Source organism: Aeromonas intestinalis (assembly GCF_054052485.1).
Map to the genome: position 1 here is coordinate 233,601 of NZ_JBSTYK010000001.1, position 19,937 is coordinate 253,537.

Below are 19,937 nucleotides of genomic sequence, written 5' to 3' on the forward strand. Positions count from 1 at the left end.
AAGCAATTGATAATAGTTTTCATTTGCCTGAGAATGGGCGCCATTGCCTGTCAGGAGTACTCATATGTCACAGCCCGCCCCGGTCAATCGCCCCCGCCTGCTCACCGTAAAACATGTCCAAGATGTGGGGGCGAACCTGCGCCGACTCTGCCTGACCAGCCCGGATCTGGCAGATTATCCCTTCACCTGTGGTGGCGCCCACATCAAGATCATGCTGCCCCAGGCCAACCAGCAACATATTGTGCTGCCCACTCCAACGCCCAAGGGGCCGCGCTGGGAAGACCCCAGCCAGAAACCCATCATCCGCACCTTCACCATACGGGCGTTTCGCCGCGAGGCACTGGAGCTGGATATCGACTTCGCCCTGCACGGGGATCTCGGCCCTGCCAGCCGTTTTGCCCTGCAGGCCAAGCCTGGCGATCAATTGGCCGTCTCCGGCCCTGGCGGCCCGGACCCCATGCTGCAAGCGGCGCAGCACTACTACATGGTGGGGGATCTGAGCTCCCTCCCCGCCATCAGTGCCATGGCCGAGGCGATGCCCGCCGATGCCTGCGGCCACATCGCCCTGCTGGTGCCTCAGCAGGAAGATGTGCAGGATCTGTCGCTGCCAAGCGGCGTCAGCCAGCGCTGGTTTGTCGGTTCTCCCGAGCAAACCGAACCCCTGGTGAGCTATTTCACTGCCCTGCCCATGATATCGGCGCAGAGCTACTTCTGGTTTGGTGGTGAGGAGGGGCTGGTCGTCCCCCTGCGTCGTCACGTCAGACGCACCCTGGATGTGGACCGCCAGCGGGTCTACGCCGTGCCCTACTGGCGCAGCGGCAAGGATGAAGACGCCTATCATCAGGACAGACATGCCGTGATGGATAGCTGATAATCAAAATTCCCTATATAAATCAGGCCTATCTCTGCACGAGACAGGTCTGAACTTCGAGTCGATTGCCACTCTTTTTTCCCCTATCCCCCCATCTTGGTGATCCCCTCACCAGAGCTTGCATTCGACAGAGACAGCAAGATAATGATAATCACTCTCAACAAAGTGATCTGTCATTGTCTCACTCTCTGACCCGGAGCCGATGAGTCCAGGCAGGCCACCCACCCCAGGTACAGCAAGGTAATCCAGATGGCAGTTTTGAATTCGGTAATGCGCGCCTTTGCGGTTGAAGCCCTCCCCACCCCTGCCGAGCTGTTGGCACAACACCCCTGCCCCAGCGACATGGCGCAGCAGATTGACCACCACCGGCACCAGGTGCGCCAGATCCTGAACGGCGACGACGACCGTCTGCTGGTCGTGATAGGACCCTGCTCCATCCACGATCCCCTCGCCGCCCTCGATTACGCCCGGCGCCTGGCAGGACTCGCCACCCAGTATCAGGACAGCTTGCTCATCATCATGCGCACCTACTTCGAAAAACCCCGCACCACGGTCGGCTGGAAGGGATTGGTGTTCGACCCTCACCTGGATGGCAGCAATGACATCAGGCACGGGCTTCACCTGGCTCGCCAGTTGTTGCTGGACATCAATCAGCTCGGACTTGCCACCGCCACCGAGTTCCTCGACACCACCAGCTTCCTCTATCTGGCCGATCTCATCAGCTGGGGAGCCATAGGGGCACGTACCACAGAATCCCAGGTGCATAGGCAGCTCGCCTCGGCTTTGCCCTGCCCCGTCGGCTTCAAGAACGGGACGGATGGCAACATACGGGTGGCCATCGATGCCATTCAGGCCAGCACGGCTTCCCACCTCTTTACCGCGCCGGGCAGCCAGGGGGGCATCGTCGTCATCAAGAGCGAGGGCAACCCGGATGGTCACATCATCTTGCGAGGAGGCACCCTCCCCAACTACCACCAGAGCGATGTGGAGGACGCCGCCGAGCGACTGGCGCGTCAGGGGCTCAGTCATCGGCTGATGGTGGATTGCAGCCACGGCAATAGCCAGAAGCAGCATCAGAACCAGGTCCGGGTGGCGGGGGAGCTGTGCCGTCAGTTGAGTGAAGGGAGTGAGGCCGTGGCCGCCGTCATGGTGGAGAGCTTCCTGCAGGGGGGAAGCCAGAAACCGGCGCCTCTGGATGAACTGCAGTACGGTCAGTCGATCACCGATGCCTGCCTCTGCTGGGAAGAGAGCCAGACCCTGCTGGCCATGCTGGCCGATGGGGTCAAGGCGCGCAGGCACGCGGTGCAATCCTCCATAGCCACACCGCATCCCGAACATATCCAGCCCATCCGCCAGGCCGTGGTATAAATAACGGAAACGGGGCTGATCTTGGCCCCGTCTTTATCCCTGAGGTTTCATCTCGTCAATTTCGTTAATATCCGTCAAACAAGGGTTTCAAATAGACCATTCACAGTCTCTGAAATAACAAAAGCGAGAGAGTGTTGATTTAATCGGGGCGAAATATGCGTACTACCTCTGCCACTCAGCCTGACAGTGATTGAAGCATGAAGTGATACAGTACCGGTCAACATGGTAGGGTTAACAGACGGGCTGTATGAGTCCTGAATAAGCGTGTAACGAAAAATCGATGATGCATGTTTCCATGCCACCTGTCTGAAGCCTTTTGCTATTGCAAGGCCCGAAAACATGTGAGTCGAGATCCGGCAGCACAAATAGTAGGCTGAACGCCACATTCATGGACCGATATGACCCTACAAATAATAATGCCGCCCATTGGGCGGCATTATTGATGAACTGATAAAGGCTATCAGATCAGGAAATCGTTCAGGTCCTTGCCCAGCGCAACTTGCTCGGCAATGGCCTTGGGCATGCGGCCCTGACCGGTCCAGGTCTTCTCCTGGCCATCTTCCTGATACTTGTACTTGGGCGGACGCGGGGCGCGCTTGCTCTTGGTGGAGCCAGTGGCAGCAGGCGCCGCGGCAGTACCGATCAGTTCGCGGGGATCGATGCCAGCCTGTTGCAGCATCTCGGTAAATTCGCTCAGCTTGCGCTGACGCTCTTCTTGCTCGGCACGCTCTTGTTCAACAGATTCAGCGCGCTCGTTATATACCAGATCAAACTTCTCTTTCGCTTCTTGCAGCTGTTCAAAGGGCAGTTCACGAATGGCAGCACGCAGGCTGCGAATGTTCAGCAGAACCTTCAGAAACTCGTTCATTACTTCCTCACAGAATTATTTTTGTTCGTCACAGGGATAGCACAATTTGAGAATAACATGCCAATTCGACAACAACATAATGATTTTATCGCTACTCGACGAGACTTGACAAGTCATCGCCATTATTCAGCCATGTTTATTCGTCCCTATCATTTATAGCCAGATATCGTTAAGCGGCATTATTTCTCTCGCCCCTCATAACAGAGTTGTCGTTCTCCCATTACAGGCCACCAGAAAAATGAAAACGCTGTCAGCCCTGCATGGATACTGAGCATTCACGTCGGGACGCTAGGCAAAATCCAAAAAGGGAGCTTCTCTGCCGGCTGAACCTTATACCCTGAGGAAGGTTTTGCTATTTTCCCAATTTAACGCCATGGAATATGTGTCATATCAGGCAGAGCTGAAACTCGGGGCCGCAGCGGGATGGGTCCATTCTCGCTGGGACCGGCACCGATCTGAATCCTGTCGCTTCCCCATATCATTCACCCGTCCCCACTTTGCCCATCCGGCAATGACATTATCGACCGAGGCCTATACAGCGGCATTCCAGCACCATTCATCATCAGCGCCCCCCTACCTTCCCCTGGTCGAATAGCACACCTGTCCGGACACAAGCAGATCCCATAGTGTCTTTCACTGCCCGATGCCGTTCTCATCAGACTTTTCTCTTCAAATAACAGCAAGATGACACGGATTATGGCGTCACCATCACGGTGGCCAAATCATCCGTTTGATGTTAATCCCCCCAAGTTGGTTATTTTGTGATACGATAGTGGCCGTTTTTTGATAATTGCGCGTCGTTATCACCCAGATCCGGCAGGATCAGGGGCAAAAACACTGCCGATGACGAGTCGATATGCGATGCAAAAAGTGACCTGGATGAGCCTGTCTGGCGGGATTGATCCGCTGTACGGCTATCACCAAGCGCACCTTAGATAAGGAGATCGGACGATGAAACAATATCAAAGCTGGCTGGGACAATATCTGATGAGCCGCCGCGATGGCGATCACGCCATGGCATCCGAGCTCGCCAGCTCCATCTGCGAATTCTGGCAGTCTCAAGGAGATGAGGCTGAACTCAGCAAGTGGCAGCAGATCTACCAGCAACACGTCGACAAGACCACCTGACGGCTGAGGTGGCGTCCCGTCACCCATAAAAAACCGGCGCTCATGGCGCCGGTTTTTGCTTTTCAGAACCTGGACATTACATCTGGTCGATCATGTCCTGGGCGAACTGGGAGCAGGAGCGCAGGGTGGCACCTTCCATCAGACGCTCGAAGTCATAGGTCACGGTCTTGTTGCGGATCGCCGCTTCCATCCCCTTGATGATGAGATCGGCCGCCTCGGTCCAGCCCAGGTGGCGCAGCATCATCTCGGCGGAGAGGATCAGCGAACCGGGATTAACCTTGTCCTGACCGGCATACTTCGGCGCAGTGCCGTGAGTCGCTTCGAACAGGGCCACACCGTCACCGATGTTGGCGCCCGGGGCAATGCCGATGCCGCCTACCTGAGCGGCCAGGGCGTCGGAGATGTAGTCACCGTTCAAGTTCATGCAGGCGATGACGTCATACTCGGCCGGACGCAGCAGGATCTGTTGCAGGAAGGCGTCGGCGATGACGTCTTTCACGACAATGGTCTTGCCGGTTTTCGGATTCTTGAAGGAGCACCAGGGGCCGCCGTCGATGAGCTGGGCATCGTACTCTTTCTGGGCCAGGGCATAGCCCCAGTCCTTGAAGGCACCCTCGGTGAACTTCATGATGTTGCCCTTGTGCACCAGGGTCACGGAGTCACGGTCGTTGTCGATGGCGTACTCGATGGCGGCACGGACCAGACGCTCGGTACCGGCCTTGGACATGGGCTTGATGCCGATGCCGCAGGACTCGGGGAAGCGGATCTTCTTCACGCCCATCTCGTTTTGCAGGAAGGCGATCACCTTCTTGGCTTCATCGCTGTCGGCCTTCCACTCGATACCGGCGTAGATGTCTTCGGCGTTTTCGCGGAAGATCACCATGTCGGTCAAATCAGGACGCTTGACCGGGCTCGGGGTCCCTTCGTAGTAACGGACCGGACGCAGGCAGACGTAGAGGTCCAGCTCCTGACGCAGGGCCACGTTCAGGGAGCGAATACCGCCACCGACCGGGGTAGTCAGCGGGCCCTTGATGGCGACGCAGTATTCACGAATGAAGTCCAGGGTTTCGGCTGGCAGCCAGGCACCTTCGCCATAGACATGGGTAGACTTCTCGCCGGTATAAATTTCCATCCAGGCGATGTTGCGCTCGCCTTTGTAGGCTTTCTCGACCGCGGCATTCACCACATTCAGCATGGCAGGGGTCACATCCACACCGATGCCATCCCCTTCGATGAACGGAATGATCGGGTTGTGGGGGACATTCAGCTTGCCGTTGGCATCGACTGTGATTTTCTGGCCCTGGGTCGGGATAACTACTTTGCTTTCCATCGGCATCTCCTAACTTCCGTTTGTTATCAATCTGATCGTTGCGCGCGGCCATCTTAGCCCATCCATTTGCATAATCAAATGGCGAGCGTGCATGTCCGACCATAGTCGGGCACTGGATCACAATGCGCCCCATCCACTCACACCGGGCTTGTCGCCATACCAGCCGGCACATGACTTCCAAAGACACGGCTCTCGCTGTGCCTCATCCTGCCAGCCCCTCCTCCTGCCCCTGTGGCTGACTCAGGGAGCGGTACTGGGAGGGGGTCAACCCCGTCTTTAACTTGAACACCCGGCAGAAATAATTTACATCGCCGTAACCGCAGCGGGTCGCCACCTCTTCGAGCCGGAATCGATATTTCTTGAGCATGAATTTGGCCCGATCGATCCGTACCCAGCTGATGTAATCGGCAAGGCGCATATGGCCCTGCTCGCGAAACAGATGGGAGAGATGGCTGGCCGAGACGTTGAAGCGATGGGCGATGGAGTCCCGGCTGATGGGGCGGTGAAAATTCTCCTGGATATAGATGCAGATCCCGTGAAACAGATCCGCCCCCCGTGGCCGCTCGGCGGCGGATCCCGCCAGCAGTTGACGGGCGCTGGTGAGCAGCGCCTGCAACAGGTGGTTGTCGGTGGGGGAGCGACCGGGATCCTCGGCCAACGCATTGAGCGCCGCCAGTATGTGTTCGAGCACGTGGCCGGCTCTGGCCATGATGCTGTGCTTCTGCACGTCGAAGAAATCAGGCTCGTCCTGGCGCTTGCTCACCAGGCTGAACCCCAGCTGGCGCTTGCCAAACAGCAGGCTCAGCACCGAGCAATCCGTGGTCCATTCAGGCTTGTTCCAGGCGTTTGGCGGTATGTAAAGCGCCTGCCCCGGCAGTACGCTGACCTCCATGCACCCCTGATCCCTGTCCCAGATCTGGTTGCGATACTCGCCGCTGAAGACCAGCTCCAGACGGGGGAAGTTGACCTGATAGCTGAACCCCGGCGGCACCCCCTGATCCTGGGCAAACCAGATCTGTTCGAAGGGAGCTTGCTCCTGAAGGGCGCCGTCCAGCAGCTGGTTGAAGATGAGTGACATGTTGATCCCAGTCAAGAGAGAGGCAAGCGATTGCGGCGGGTACGGCCGCCCATGTTATAGTCCGCCCCTGATGGTCAATGCCACCTTTTTCTTTATCCCGGTTTTCTCAACATCCAACGAGGCGTCCCATATGAGCTGTCGCGATCTGCCCTCCTTTCTGCTGATGCACAACCCCGTTCAGGGTTACGAGTGGGGCAGCCATGACGCCCTGACCCGCCTGTTTGACATCCCGAATCCGGATGGCAAGCCCCAGGCCGAGCTCTGGATGGGCGCCCATCCCAACGGCTGCTCCGAGGTGACCCTGGGTTGCGACGTGCAAAAACTCTCCACCCTGATCGACAGCGCTCCCGCCGCCATGCTGGGGGAGGCCACCGTCGCCCGCTTCGCCAGCCTCCCCTTCCTGTTCAAGGTGCTGTGCGCCGAGAAGGCCCTCTCCATCCAGGTGCATCCGAGCAAGGCCCAGGCCGAAGCGGGCTTCGCCAGGGAAGAGGCCGCGGGCATCCCCCTCAAGGCGGGCAATCGCAACTACAAGGATCCGAACCACAAACCGGAGCTGGTGTTTGCCCTCACCCCCTATCAGGCGATGAACGGTTTTCGCGCCATTCCCACCATCCTGGCGCTGTTCGAACGGGTCAGTCTCCCCGCCCTCGGCGATCTGGTCGCAGGCCTTGGTGCCAGCCAAAACGAAACCGGCCTGCAGCACTTCTTCCATCAGCTGCTGATCCTGGAAGGAACCCGCAAGGAGGAAGCCCTGGCAGGCCTGCTGGCCTATGCCGCCGCCCATCAGGATGAGGAAACCTTTGCCCTCGTCACCGCCCTCGCCGCCCAGTACCCCGGCGATGTGGGACTCTTCTCGCCGCTGCTGCTCAACGTGGTGACCCTGCAACCCGGTCAGGCCATGTTCCTGGATGCCTGTACCCCTCACGCCTATGTGCGCGGCACCGGCCTTGAGATCATGGCGAACTCCGACAACGTGCTGCGCGCCGGGCTCACCCCCAAATACATCGACGTGGCGGAGCTGCTGGACTGTACCCGCTGCTTGCCCAAGCCGGATGACCAGATCCTGCTCAGTCCCCGTCTTGACGGCGCGGTGCAGTACTTCGACGTACCGGTGCCGGACTTCACCTTCAGCGTCTATCCGGCGGGGGAACACGCGCTCACCACCGCCAGCGCCGAGATCCTGTTTGCCATCGACGGCGACGTCCTGCTCAAGCGGGGCGACGAAACTCTGCAGATCAGCAAGGGCCAGTCCGCCTTCGTGCCCGCCACCACCGGCCACTATCAGTTGCTTGCAAGCGGCCGGGTCGCCCGTGCCGGCAACCGCAGCTGATCGCGCACGGAGCCTCTCATGATGATGGATGGCCACTGGCTGACCCCGCTCTGGACCCTGTTCGAGCAACAACCCCTGGCGCAAGGCATCGGCCTCGCCGCCATGCTGGTCGGGATCAGCGCCTTCCGGCAGCGGGACGACGCACGTTTTCGGCTGAGGCTCTGCCTCTATCAGGGGACTATCGTCCTCCACTTCCTGCTGATGGGGGCAAACACCGCGGCCCTTAGCGCCGGGCTCAGTTGTGCGCGCACCCTGGTCTCCGGACGCACTCGCAGCGTCTGGGTCATGGTGTTCTTCCTGGTGCTGGTGTGGGCTCTCGGCATTCCGGGGATACACAGCCCGGTGCAGTGGCTGCCCATCATAGGCACCACCATCGGCACCTGGGGGCTGTTCCGGGCGAAGGGCATAGGGCTGCGGCTCTCCATGCTGGCAGGCGGCCTGTGCTGGACCAGCCACAACATACTGATAGGCTCCATCGGCGGCAGCCTGATCGAGCTGAGCTTCCTGTTCGTCAACTGCCACACCATGTACCGCATGTGGCGCCAGCCGGTACCAAGCGCCGGCTGATCCCGACTCATGGCGCCCGGGTAAGGCCCGAGACGCACGCAGCATAGGCCCCATAGAAAACCCCCACCGTCCTCGCGGGCGGTGGGGGTTTGATTATCAGCCTGATGGGTGACCCCTACGGGCCATCACCGGACTAGTGTTCTGCCGTCTCCGGCTGGGACGCTTCGGCGCGCTCCCGCTGCAGCTCATCGACCCTGGCCTGCCACTTGTCATTGGCCTGCTTGCGCTCCTGTTGCTTGAACTCTTCGCGCATGATGTCGACTTCTTGGTCAAGTTTTTCCATCAGGATGTCTCCTTACATCTCGGGTTACACACTGGCTGACGGCACTGTTTGGCCAACCTGCTCCCTCGTTTCGACTCTGTCGTCGCTCCAAAGGTTCAAGGAAATTACCGATTGATAGTGGATAATTCAATCTAAAAATTGGTTATAAATGCATTTTCCTGCCAACATGAGCCACACGGAACCTCCTCACGGAAAGCCCCTTCGTTTTGAAAGCCAGCTCACATTTCTCCCCATCGGTGAGCCGCACAAATCTCCAGACTTCGCCGTCGTCACCCCTCCATCTACGCCGTAAGCGCCTTCCCTATCGTTTCGAAAAATACAAATAACTCATTGTTTTTAAACTGCATTTACACTCCACAATCGCCATTTCGATAAACGCTCAAAATGCGACCCTGGTCACAGCCGGCAGGGGATGACACAAAACTCCAGTAAACGGCACATTTATCCGATTCCCGCCACAGGGCAATGGCGAAACAATAGCCAGGTCAAACACTTGCCCTCAAGACGGCCTCATGACGAAGCCAGGAGACTCTTATGCTCACCACCTTGATAGATGAAGGACTGATCTGCCTAGACCTTGCCGCCACCGACAAGCAGGGACTGTTCAGCGAACTGGCGGCACAGCTGAAAAAAGCCGGAAAAATCAGTGATCAGGAGAATTTCGTGCGCGATCTCTGGGCACGGGAGAATCTCGGCAACACCGGCTTCGAACAAGGTGTCGCCCTGCCCCACGCCAAGAGCGAGGCGGTGCTGCAACCGGCCATCGTCGTCGGCATCAGCCGCCAGGGGATCGATTTTGGCGCCGAGGACGGGCTGCCCTCCCGCCTGTTCTTCATGATTGCCTCCCCCACCGGCGCCGCCAACCACCATATCGAGGTGTTGGCCGAGCTCTCCACCAGGCTGCTCGAACCCGGCTTCATCCCGCATATGCAGGGAGCCACCTGCAAGGCTGAGGTGTTGGCCCTGCTCGCGGCCAAGACCCCCGCCGCCCGGCCCGCTCAAACCCAGGCTAGCCCCAAGCAGGCCCCGCACACCCCGGAGCCGGCCGATCGCAACATCAAGGCCCAGCTCAATACCTTGAAGCAACACCTGCTGTTTGGTACCTCCCACATGATCCCCTTCATCGTCGCAGGGGGCGTGCTGCTGTCGCTCTCGGTCATGATGAGTGGCAAAGGGGCCGTGCCCGAGGCTGGGGTGCTCAAGGACATGGCCGACATGGGGATAGCGGGGCTCACCCTGTTCACCGCCGTGCTCGGCGGCTACATCGCCTACTCCATGGCGGACAAGCCGGGTCTGGCCCCCGGCATGATCGGCTCCTGGATTGCGGTACAGCAGTTCCACACCGGTTTTCTCGGCGCCATCCTGGTGGGCTTCATCGCCGGGCTCATCGTCAATCAGCTCAAGCGCATCAAATTGCCGGACTCCATGAGTTCGCTCGGCTCCATCTTCATCTATCCGCTCATCGGCACCTTCCTGGTGTGCGGCATCGTCATGTGGGTCATCGGTGCGCCGATCGCCGCCATGATGGAGGGGATGAACCACTGGCTCTCCAGCATGGCGGGCTCCGGCAAGGTGATGCTCGGCGCCATCCTGGGCGGCATGACCGCCTTTGACATGGGCGGCCCGGTCAACAAGGTCGCCACCCTGTTTGCCCAGACCCAGGTCAACACCCAGCCCTGGCTGATGGGGGGGGTCGGCATCGCCATCTGCGTGCCGCCGCTCGGCATGGCCCTGGCCACCCTGCTCTCCCCCAAACGCTACAAGAAGGAGGAGCGTGAAGCAGGCAAGGCGGCCGCTATCATGGGCATGATCGGCATCAGCGAAGGGGCCATCCCGTTCGCCGCCGCCGATCCGGTGCGGGTCATCCCAGCCATCGTCGCGGGCGGCATCGTCGGCAACATCACGGGGTTCATGATGCACAGCATCAACCACGCCCCCTGGGGCGGCTGGATAGTGCTGCCGGTAGTGGAAGGCAAGATGGGCTATATCCTGGGTACCCTGCTCGGCGCCCTCACCACCGCCCTTGTCGTCAACCTGCTGAAAAAACCGGTGACCGAAGAAGATGACGTGACCGTGGCCGACACCGACTACCAGGCCATAGAAGCGGAAGGGGAAGCCGAGGTGCTCGCCATCACGGCCTGCCCCTCCGGCGTGGCCCACACCTTCCTCGCCGCCAAGAGCCTGCAAAAGGCGGCGGCCAAGGCGGGGATCAAGCTCAAAGTGGAGACCCAGGGCGCCAACGGCATCATCAACCGCATCACGGCAAAGGACGTGGCCAACGCCCGCTGCGTCATCCTGGCCCACGACGTGGCCATCAAGAACAAGGAGCGCTTCACTAATATCGAGATAATCGATGTCAAGACCAAGGATGCTATCCATAATCCAGATGGATTGCTGGCCCAGACTCTGGCTGGCAGCAGCAAGGTGGCCTGATAAACCCCGGGTGATAGTGATAACCCGTTGAGACTAAAAGGGGCCCCTAAGCCCCTTTTTAGTCGATGTCTCGCTGCATTCCCCATCGATAGCCCAACCCTCGGAGACCGTCAGGATACGGCGCCCCTTGCCCCGTTTTCCCTTGCCGTTCGGGTGGCGCTACAAGCGTACCCAAGGCAATGGGCTTGACCCAAGTGGGGATGGCCGCCCATGGTGCCGGCTCGTTAAGATAGGCCCACTGATACCACGCCTTTCCCACTTCGGAGTCATCGATGGATCTCATGCTGTTGCTGGGCCTGCTCGCCATGGGTGGCACCCTCTATGCCGTGCATTTTTGGAACGCGCGCCACGTCCAGCCCGACTGGCCAGATCCTCGCTATCGTCACACCAGCCTTTCCTGTGGCAAGGTACTGTTTCGCACCGAAGAGCCCAGGTGAATGGCTTTAAACATCCCTAAATCAAAGCAATATCACTGATATGTGGTGCTTGAACCCACGAAAACTCGGACTAATAGAGATGGAAAGCAATGGCGCAAGATTTAACAGCCCTGAAGCGAAAATGGCTTAAAAAGCATCTGCAAGAGTTACGGGCAGCCAAAAATGAGGATGAGGAAAAAGGAGGAATGCTGAGTTTTGTCGGCATCCTGTGCGCACTCATCCCCCTGTTGACAGCGGCTGTGTACTTTGTGGGGATGCGTTACTACCACGGCTATCTGAGCCAGTTCGGACTCGAACATACCGAATTCTCTCAACCAGCGGATGTGACTCTCTTTTACGGATTTTACCTGCTGCTCAAACTGTTCTTACCTTATGTACTTCCTCTGGTGATGACAGTTGGAGGGCTATTCGCCGTACTCACATTTTTCTTTTTCAAAGTAAAGTGGCGACTGGCACTCTCTTGGTTGGTTATTCGCTTTTTTGTTCTGCTCCCCATAGTGCTGAAGGGAGGAAAAATCGCTCACAACTATCCGGCCCCCTTTACCTTTAATTGCTTGATTTGGCTAAAAAACACTTACTTAAAATTTGCACTTTTTATTCTTCCTCCCCTGCTGGTTGTTTGGGCATCCGAATACACCAAACCCATGGGAGAAGAGCTGGCCCGCAACCAGATCACTAACCTAACGCAAGGCAAGTGGCCAGAGAACGAGGCCCATAGCCAGTCGCCACTGCTGGGAGATGAGCCCCATATCCGCATCGCCTGCAACGGCTCTCACTGCGCCTATCGCCTCAAGGGAGGTGATACCCTGCTCCTGCGCTTCGATCAGATAGAGCAGACCCGTTACCGCTCGAAGCCATCAACCCCAAACGAAACGGGCCACCCTTAGGTGGCCCGTTTCGTTACTCACGCCATCCCTCTCATGACAACTCGGTGAGAGCGCCGATCAGGGCGTCCAGCCCCTTGTCGAGCTTCTTGCGCGAGCAGCCGACGTTGAGGCGGATAAAACCGCGCCCCTCGGGGCCATAGGTGTCGCCGCGCATGATGGCGACCCGGTACTTTTCCACCAGCAGGCTCTGCAGCAGATCCATCTGCTCTGCCGAGTCGATGCCAAGGCCGCTCAGGTCAATCCAGGCGAGGTAGGTCCCCTCGGGCACCTTGTAGTCGATGGCGGGGAAGGCGGCGTTGAGCCGCGTGGCCACCCGACTCAAGTTGCCATGCAGGTGGATTTTCAGGGCTTCGAGCCACTCATCGCCGTCTCGATAGGCGCTGATATGGGCCAGCACCCCGAGAATCGGGGGGGATGAGAGACCGTGGGCGGCCTTGAGGCGGCGCAAGTAATAATCCCGCACCTCTCGATTGGGTACAAACGCATAGGCGCCGCCAAGGGCCGGGATATTGAAGGATTTGGAGCCCGAACTCACCAGGGCCCAATCATCCCCCTGGGCCACCTCGCTCCAGGGCACATAGGGGACGAAGCTCATGTCCATGTGGATATCATCCGAGATGACCCGCACCCCGTGGCGCTGGCAGACTGTCGCCATCCGCCCCAGCTCTTCCCGCGTCCAGACCCGGCCCGTGGGGTTGTGAGGATTGCACAGCAGCAGGATGCGGCAATCCGGGCGGGCCGCCAGGCGCTCGAAGCATGCCCAGTCGATCTCATGGTTTCCCTCCCGCTGTTGCAACGGGCACGGGAGCAGCACCCGATCGTTGGCGCCGAGCATATTGCCGAAGGCGTCGTAGGCCGGGGTGTGTACCAGCACGCCATCCCCCGGCCTGGACCAGAGGAGGATCAGCTGGGCGATGATATAGATGACGGAGGGTCCGTAGACCAGGGTGTCGGCGTTCAGTTCGGCGCCGTGGCGGCGAGCGAACCAGTCGCAGACCGCGCCCTTGAAGTCGTCGTGGTTCCAGCGGCTGTAGCCAAAGACCCCGTGTTCCAGCCGGTTGGCCAACGTGGTGCGAATGCAGGGGGCCGTCTCCAGATCCATGTCGGAGATGGTAAAGGGGAGCAGATCGGCATGACCGAATCGGTCTGCTACATAGTCCCACTGGGTACAGTAGGTGCCGTGGCGGTCGACCTCCCGCTCGAAGTCATAAATCTGGTGCATGGATTTTCATTCTCCATCGATGGGACGAATAATCAGGCGTCATGGACAAGGGGGCCTCGGCCCCCGATGTCATGGATGATGACGATGGCTCAGGTCTCCATCAGGCTCTGCAGCTGGTTTTTCACCAGGTGAACCTGAGGGCCGATGACCACCTGCAGGTTGTGCTCGTCGAGCTTGATCACCCCGATGGCGCCGTTGGCTTTGAGCAGCTTGTCGTCGACGCGGCTCATGTCCTGCACCGACATCCGCAGCCGGGTGATGCAGTTGTCCAGCGCGAGTATGTTGTCCGCGCCCCCCAGGGCATTGAGGATGACCTCCCCGTTGTAGCCGCTGCTGCCTGCCTTCTTGCCGGCCGGTTGCGGCGCGTCGTTGCTCTCGATCTCGCGGCCCGGGGTTTTCAGGTTGAAGCGCACGATGGCGAAACGGAATACCCCGTAGTAGACCGCGAACCAGATGGCCGCCACCACGGGCACCAGATACCACTTGGTGGCGGTGCCCTGCAGCACGCCGAACACCAGGAAGTCGATGAGGTTGCCGTCGGTGTTGCCGATGGTGACGCCGAGCAGCCCCATGGTCATGAAGCCCAGACCCGTCAGGATGGCGTGCACGACGTAGAGCACGGGAGCGACGAACAGGAACAGGAACTCGAGCGGCTCGGTGATCCCGCCGATGACGCAGGCCACCACGCCGGAGACCAGCAGCGCCTTGATCTTGCCGCGATTCTCCGGACGGGCGCAGTGATACATGGCGAGCGCCGCCCCCGGCAGGCCGCCGAGGAAGGCCGGCATCTTGCCCTGGGAGAGGAAGGAGGTGGCCGACACCGAGAACTGGGTGGTATCGGCGCAGGAGAGCTCGGAGTAGAAGATGTTGAGCGCCCCGCTCACCTCGTGGCCGCACACCAACTGGGTACCACCGGCCTCGGTGAAGCGAATGAGCGCCACCAGGATGTGGTGCAGGCCAAGGGGCAGCAGCAGTCGTTCACCGGTACCGAACAGGAAGGGACCGAAGGGACCTGCGTGGGAAATGACGGCGCCGATGCCGTTGATCCCGGCCGCAAACCAGGGCCAGACCAGGGGCACTACCAGACCCACCACCCCCAGCACGATGGCGGTGGTGATGGGCACGAAGCGGGCGCCGCCGAAGAAGGCCAGGGCATCGGGCATCTTGTAGGTGTAGAAGCGGGCGTGGAGCTTGGCGACGATGATCCCGACGATGATGGCCCCGAGGATCCCGGTGTCGATGGAGCTGATGCCGAGGATGGATTTCACCCCGTAGGCCTTCTCCGCCGCCCCGTCGCCGATGACGTTCGCCACCGTCAGGTAGAAGTTGATGGAGAGGTTCAGGGCCGCATAGCCGACGAAACCGGCGAAGGCCGCCACCCCCTTCTCTTCACGGGCCAGCCCCAGCGGGATCGCGACCGCGAACATCACCGGCAGGTAGATGAAGGCCACCAGCCCCACCTTGGTCATCCAGAGGAACAGCAGCTGCAGCACCATATTGTCGAGGAAGGGCATGCTCTGCTTCACCGCATCGCTGGTGAGCGAGCTGCCGACACCGAGCAGAATACCGGAGAAGGCGAGCAGGGCGACCGGCAGCATAAAGGTCTTGCCGAGGCTCTGCAGGAACTCCCAGATTGTGGATTTGGCGGGGGACTTGGCCATCTGTCTAATCCTTGTGAAGTGAAGGTCAGATCCTGTGTCTATCCTCTGCCGCGTCATCGGGGTGCCAGCAGCTGGAATAGCATCAGGTTTTGTGAATGATAAAACGTTTTATCAACTCAAAATCCCCCGCAAGATCACAAAACAACCGCTCAATAATGCGGCGGATGCCAAATCTGTGAGGCAGATCCCTCCCTGCATGCTGTAACGTTTTACTCCCTCCCGGCAGGGGGTATGCTGTGCCTCTCGGCTCTCTTTTTTCTCCACACAAGCGCCTATGCCGCCCACATCACAACCTTCCAAGCATGCCAAGATCACCGATGTGGCCCAGTTGGCGGGGGTCTCGGTCACCACCGTCTCCTTGGTGCTGCGGGGCAAGGGGCGCATCTCTCCCGCCACCGCAGAGCGGGTGCAGCAGGCCATCGACACCCTCGCCTACGTGCCCAACAGCGCCGCCGCCAACCTGCGCAGCCAGCACTCCAATCTGGTGGGCCTGATCCTGCGGGACATCACGGATCCCTTCTATACCGAGGTGACCGCCGGGGTGAGCGAGGTGCTGGAGCAGCAGGGCTATCTGCTGTTTCTGACCCAGTGCGGCCACAGCCCGGAGCGGTTGCAGCAGAGCATCCAGTCTCTCTCCCGCCAGGGGGTGGCCGGCATCATCTTCAACCCGGTGCGCGGCGCCGCTGCCAAGACGCTGCAGGCACTCATCGATTCCCAGCTGCCCGTGGTGTGCGCCGCTCGTTCCTACTATCGCGACGACGTGGATTTCATCGGCCCGGACAACACCCATGCCGCCCAGCAGGCCGCCACCTACCTCATCGAGCAGGGCCATCGCCATATTGCCTACGTGGGGGGGCGCGCGGACTCCCTGACCCGGGCCGAGCGGATCGGCGGCTACTGCGCCAGCCTGCTGCAATACGGATTGCCGTTCAAACCCGAGTGGGTATTGGAGTGCGATCGCACCCAGCGCAGCGCCGCCGACACCATAGCCCAGCTGCTGCACCAGCATCCCAAGGTGACCGCCATCCTCTGCCACTACCCCGAGGTGGCCCTCGGCGGCATCTACGGGGTGGAGGCGAGCGGGCGCACCGTGGGCAAGGACAATTACATCGGCCAGCAGGTGGCTCTGCTCGGTTTTGACGACATTGCCGAGGCCGAGCTCAGCTCCCCCGCCCTCACCTTCGTCGACTCCCCGGCCCGGGAGATTGGCCGTCAGGCCGCCCGCCGCCTGCTGGCCCGCATGCAGCAACCCGAGCTCGTCCCCAATCGCCATATCATCACCCCCAGCCTGCAGAAGCGGGAGTCGGCCTGAGCTTGAACGGCTGAGGCCATCATCGGCACGTCCATCCCCCTTTCCCAGTCCTTTGAGCACCGATAGCGGATATTGCCAAACAAGGCCACCATGGGAAAGTCAGCATCAGGAAGGGCTATCGGAGACGGGGCGGCTGACCCTGGCCAAGACGGTGCCACTGATATGTCTGCTCGCCATCCGACCCACCGACGCCAGTCCCTTGTCACAGCAAAGAACAGCGGCATTGGGCGGATTCATTGATCTTGAGCAGGGTGCAGCGCCGGGTTTTGGGAAATCATGCCATTGATTGGCATGTTTTGTTCGCTCACCTGCGGGACAAGGATATTGCCTCAGACACCCTCGGCATCCCACTGAGGTCCAGTCAGAGCCTGATATGAAGGGCGCGGCGCATTGACGTTGCATCACCGGAGGAAGGAATGTACGGATTGGCACTGTTGTTACATATACTCGCGGCCACGGTCTGGACTGGCGGCCATATAGTGCTGTCGGTGGTCGTACTGCCAAGGGTATTGAGGGAGCGCTCGCCCGCCAGACTATTGGAGTTCGAATCCGTTTACGAAAAAATCGGCATGCCGGCCCTGATCATCCAGGTGATAACGGGTCTGTTTCTGGCCCATAGAATGCTGCCGGATGTCAGCCAGTGGCTGGATTTTTCCAATCCCGTCGCCCACCCGATCCTGTTGAAACTGTCGCTGCTCGCCTTGACGCTCTGCTTTGCACTGAGTGCGAGGTTTCGCGTCATTCCAAACCTGTCCGAAAAAAACCTCACCACCATGGCCTGGCATATCATCCCGGTGACCATTATCTCCATCCTCTTTGTCATCACTGGCGTGTCGTTCAGGACCGGTTGGTTCTATTGATGAGGGCATCAAATCGGTGACGGCGACCTCGATGGGATAGCCAGGAGGAGAGGCCTGATGGGCCGCTATCTTGCCACGAGCTGGCCCCCTGTTTGGGGCCTTGAGCGTCCACGGGTGAAGGCTATGATGGGCGCGCCATTCACAGCAGAGTCATCATCATGACAGCAGAGTGCGCCACCCACACTCACCCCGAACCCCAGAGCGAGATCCACCGCTGTGACCAGTGCGGCGAACGAACCCGCCATATCGTGGTGTTGGTCCCCCGTGACCACAGCCAGGACATCATGCCCAAGGATCCGCGCAAGGCCTTCTGGCAAGCCTTTACCTCCAGCAGCATCACTAACGAGGTATTCGGCGACAAGCTCGCCTATCTGGATCCCAATGTGCGGCACCTGATCTGCGAGCGCTGCGGCGAGACGTTTCTCGAGCGCTGAATCACGTGGCCACCCCCATGGTGTAGGTGGTGAGAAGGGCCAGGAAACCGATGATACGCCAAAGAACCATATCGGTCTGCCCCATGTAGGCAACAATCTGTCAGCAACAAGGTGAGGTGAAAATAAATTGTCTCGAGGTCGATATCAACGAATTACTCATGGCACTGCTGCTAGTAGCGGATCCGGCAAAACCGTGCATTGATGCCGTCCTGAAGGATCATTTCCTTAATCCACAACGAAGCCCCTGATGGAACTGGGCATTCAATTCCGAGGCTTTCGCTGACGCTGGAACCCTCAAGCTGACCCCTAGCGGCCAGTAATCTTCTTGTCTAGTTAACAAACTTCACTTGGCAACCTATCGCTTATCGGGGTTATCTACATGCTGAAACGTCGCTCCCTATACACAGGTAAATAGTGAACATTGACTGCTGTCATTCAGCAGTGAGCAAGTGACTTCAGTGATAATGGCAATGCACACGCAATCCCCTTCATTGATGTTTACTCGGCGCGACAAGAGAATGATTGATCACGAAAGATTCAGAACCTTAATACAACAGCTCTATTCGACGGTGACAGAACTGGAATCCATGTTTCCAGGGCGACACTTTACTCCTGATGGACATATGGTTGGCAGCATTGGTGAATGCTTGGTAGCTGATGCTTACGGGCTGAACTTGATGAAATCCTCAAACAAGGGATATGACGCCCACTCTTCATCCGGGTTACAAGTTGAAATCAAAGCAACGCAGTCAACATCAGCAGCGTTTCGCTGCCAGCCTGAACATACGATCGTTATCAAAATACTTCCCGATGGTACTTTCGAAGAGATTTTTAATGGTCCAGGCAATCTGGTGTGGAAGCAGTTTAATGGGAAGCCTTTGCCTACAAACGGCCAATATCAAATATCCCTTGGCAGGCTCAAAGAATTACAAAAAGCTGTCGACGATTCACTACGTATTCCAAGAGTCAGTTAATTAACCTACGTTGCAAAGATAGTCCCACTCGCGAGGCGGCCCCCTCCCGCCTCTCAGTCGAACTTCCCTGACAAGACAGGTATTCAAGCCAAGGAATGCGCAGATGAGACAGGCAAGAAGGGCCAGCCCAGATGAACTGGATACCATCTACTGGATGGGGTTTGATGCCTGGGGTGGTGAGCTTGCACCCACTGAATATCTCGCCAGCTGCCAACGCAGTAAAAAATACCAGTCCGGTGTTTGGTATCTGCTGGTTGCCGATCATCAGCCGGTCTCGTCCCTTATCGTTTATCGCGACCAATTTGGCCTCGGCCAGGGCTGTGTTGGTATCGGCTCCCTGGCGACGGATCCGGCGATGAGGGGAAAGGGGTTTGGCTCTCATCTGCTGCGTGGTGTGACAGACATGCTCCTGAGTGATCCCGATACAGCCGCGACTTTTCTGCATGCGGATATCGACCATGGATTCTACGAAAGGCTGGGGTATCGACGCCTTTCGGGTAGTGATTGCATGTATTTCTCCCTTGCACAGCCACGCTATATCGGTAAACCGCCGACCTACTTTTAGTCCACCTCCAGCCACCATCCATACGGCGGCCACTCGATGGCTCACGACATTTATCCACCTTGCCCTCTCCTCTTCCCCCCCTGACCACCACCATTTATGTGCACTGGCTCACATCTCAAAGCCTGTTTGCGCCTCATTAATTTGCAGAAAAGTGCACTACCACTGTTGAGTGAAATCGCTATACCAGTTCACGCTCCGCCTCAGAATCAATAATAACAAATTGATTTAAAATAACTTAACTATGTAAATCGATGCCGTAAACACCCACCGGGCCGCTCAAGCCGCTTTGAGAGCTCGCTCACACTCAACGCCATATCGCACAAAAATCC

The 19,937-nt window shown here is 58.7% G+C and carries 19 protein-coding genes; 13 read left to right on the top strand and 6 right to left on the bottom strand.

The window, feature by feature from the left end; genetic code table 11:
- Window positions 1–64: 64 nt before the first annotated feature.
- Window positions 65–871: a siderophore-interacting protein gene (locus ACW5W7_RS00995; protein ID WP_456500473.1), complete on the top strand. Its 807-nt coding sequence runs from the start codon at window positions 65–67 to the stop codon at window positions 869–871.
- A 249-nt stretch (window positions 872–1,120) separates the two neighbouring features.
- A complete protein-coding gene (locus tag ACW5W7_RS01000; protein ID WP_456500474.1) occupies window positions 1,121–2,239 on the top strand; it encodes a 3-deoxy-7-phosphoheptulonate synthase in 1,119 nt (372 codons plus the stop codon).
- A 460-nt stretch (window positions 2,240–2,699) separates the two neighbouring features.
- Here the strand turns inward: ACW5W7_RS01000 and ACW5W7_RS01005 are convergent, their stop codons facing one another.
- Window positions 2,700–3,107, bottom strand: a complete 408-nt coding sequence (locus tag ACW5W7_RS01005; protein WP_438548768.1) for an H-NS family histone-like protein — start codon at window positions 3,105–3,107, stop codon at window positions 2,700–2,702.
- A 951-nt stretch (window positions 3,108–4,058) separates the two neighbouring features.
- Between ACW5W7_RS01005 and ACW5W7_RS01010 the strand changes: the two genes are divergently transcribed.
- Window positions 4,059–4,235, top strand: a complete 177-nt coding sequence (locus tag ACW5W7_RS01010; RefSeq protein ID WP_349918723.1) for a hypothetical protein — start codon at window positions 4,059–4,061, stop codon at window positions 4,233–4,235.
- A gap of 76 nt (window positions 4,236–4,311) precedes the next feature.
- On the opposite strand, the gene icd is transcribed toward ACW5W7_RS01010, so the two are convergent.
- Together icd and ACW5W7_RS01020 are read right to left on the bottom strand one after the other, a co-directional pair.
- A complete protein-coding gene (icd, locus tag ACW5W7_RS01015; protein WP_456500475.1) occupies window positions 4,312–5,565 on the bottom strand; it encodes an NADP-dependent isocitrate dehydrogenase in 1,254 nt (417 codons plus the stop codon).
- A gap of 202 nt (window positions 5,566–5,767) precedes the next feature.
- Window positions 5,768–6,643, bottom strand: a complete 876-nt coding sequence (locus ACW5W7_RS01020) for a helix-turn-helix transcriptional regulator (protein ID WP_456500476.1) — start codon at window positions 6,641–6,643, stop codon at window positions 5,768–5,770.
- Between the two features lie 130 nt (window positions 6,644–6,773).
- Between ACW5W7_RS01020 and manA the strand changes: the two genes are divergently transcribed.
- Together manA and ACW5W7_RS01030 are read left to right on the top strand one after the other, a co-directional pair.
- Entirely contained in the window at window positions 6,774–7,973 is a 1,200-nt protein-coding gene (gene manA, locus ACW5W7_RS01025; protein ID WP_456500477.1) for a mannose-6-phosphate isomerase, class I, read from the top strand.
- 18 nt (window positions 7,974–7,991) lie between these two features.
- Window positions 7,992–8,540 (top strand): YgjV family protein, encoded by a 549-nt coding sequence (locus ACW5W7_RS01030; protein ID WP_456500478.1) that lies wholly within the window; start codon window positions 7,992–7,994, stop codon window positions 8,538–8,540.
- A gap of 133 nt (window positions 8,541–8,673) precedes the next feature.
- On the opposite strand, the gene ACW5W7_RS01035 is transcribed toward ACW5W7_RS01030, so the two are convergent.
- Window positions 8,674–8,823: a hypothetical protein gene (locus ACW5W7_RS01035; protein WP_349918730.1), complete on the bottom strand. Its 150-nt coding sequence runs from the start codon at window positions 8,821–8,823 to the stop codon at window positions 8,674–8,676.
- Window positions 8,824–9,357: 534 nt separating this feature from the next.
- On the opposite strand from ACW5W7_RS01035, the gene ACW5W7_RS01040 reads away from it, so the two are divergent.
- From ACW5W7_RS01040 to ACW5W7_RS01050, 3 genes are all read left to right on the top strand, one after another.
- Window positions 9,358–11,256 (top strand): PTS fructose transporter subunit EIIC, encoded by a 1,899-nt coding sequence (locus tag ACW5W7_RS01040; protein WP_456500479.1) that lies wholly within the window; start codon window positions 9,358–9,360, stop codon window positions 11,254–11,256.
- A 272-nt stretch (window positions 11,257–11,528) separates the two neighbouring features.
- Window positions 11,529–11,693 (top strand): hypothetical protein, encoded by a 165-nt coding sequence (locus ACW5W7_RS01045; RefSeq protein WP_456500480.1) that lies wholly within the window; start codon window positions 11,529–11,531, stop codon window positions 11,691–11,693.
- Window positions 11,694–11,782: 89 nt separating this feature from the next.
- Entirely contained in the window at window positions 11,783–12,580 is a 798-nt protein-coding gene (locus ACW5W7_RS01050) for a hypothetical protein (RefSeq protein ID WP_456500481.1), read from the top strand.
- Window positions 12,581–12,611: 31 nt separating this feature from the next.
- On the opposite strand, the gene ACW5W7_RS01055 is transcribed toward ACW5W7_RS01050, so the two are convergent.
- Together ACW5W7_RS01055 and malX are read right to left on the bottom strand one after the other, a co-directional pair.
- Window positions 12,612–13,802 carry a MalY/PatB family protein gene (locus tag ACW5W7_RS01055; RefSeq protein ID WP_456500482.1) on the bottom strand — a complete coding sequence of 397 codons (1,191 nt, stop codon included), beginning with the start codon at window positions 13,800–13,802 and terminating at the stop codon, window positions 12,612–12,614.
- An 89-nt stretch (window positions 13,803–13,891) separates the two neighbouring features.
- Entirely contained in the window at window positions 13,892–15,463 is a 1,572-nt protein-coding gene (malX, locus tag ACW5W7_RS01060; RefSeq protein ID WP_456500483.1) for a maltose/glucose-specific PTS transporter subunit IIBC, read from the bottom strand.
- 274 nt (window positions 15,464–15,737) lie between these two features.
- Between malX and malI the strand changes: the two genes are divergently transcribed.
- From malI to ACW5W7_RS01085, 5 genes are all read left to right on the top strand, one after another.
- On the top strand, window positions 15,738–16,775 hold the full coding sequence (gene malI / locus ACW5W7_RS01065; RefSeq protein ID WP_434663311.1) for a Mal regulon transcriptional regulator MalI: 1,038 nt from the start codon (window positions 15,738–15,740) through the stop codon (window positions 16,773–16,775).
- Between the two features lie 416 nt (window positions 16,776–17,191).
- Window positions 17,192–17,635, top strand: a complete 444-nt coding sequence (locus ACW5W7_RS01070) for a CopD family protein (RefSeq protein WP_456500484.1) — start codon at window positions 17,192–17,194, stop codon at window positions 17,633–17,635.
- A 158-nt stretch (window positions 17,636–17,793) separates the two neighbouring features.
- Window positions 17,794–18,069, top strand: a complete 276-nt coding sequence (locus ACW5W7_RS01075) for a hypothetical protein (RefSeq protein WP_456500485.1) — start codon at window positions 17,794–17,796, stop codon at window positions 18,067–18,069.
- 518 nt (window positions 18,070–18,587) lie between these two features.
- A complete protein-coding gene (locus tag ACW5W7_RS01080; RefSeq protein WP_456500486.1) occupies window positions 18,588–19,043 on the top strand; it encodes a DUF6998 domain-containing protein in 456 nt (151 codons plus the stop codon).
- Between the two features lie 103 nt (window positions 19,044–19,146).
- Window positions 19,147–19,608, top strand: a complete 462-nt coding sequence (locus ACW5W7_RS01085; RefSeq protein ID WP_456500487.1) for a GNAT family N-acetyltransferase — start codon at window positions 19,147–19,149, stop codon at window positions 19,606–19,608.
- The last annotated feature ends 329 nt before the right edge of the window (window positions 19,609–19,937 follow it).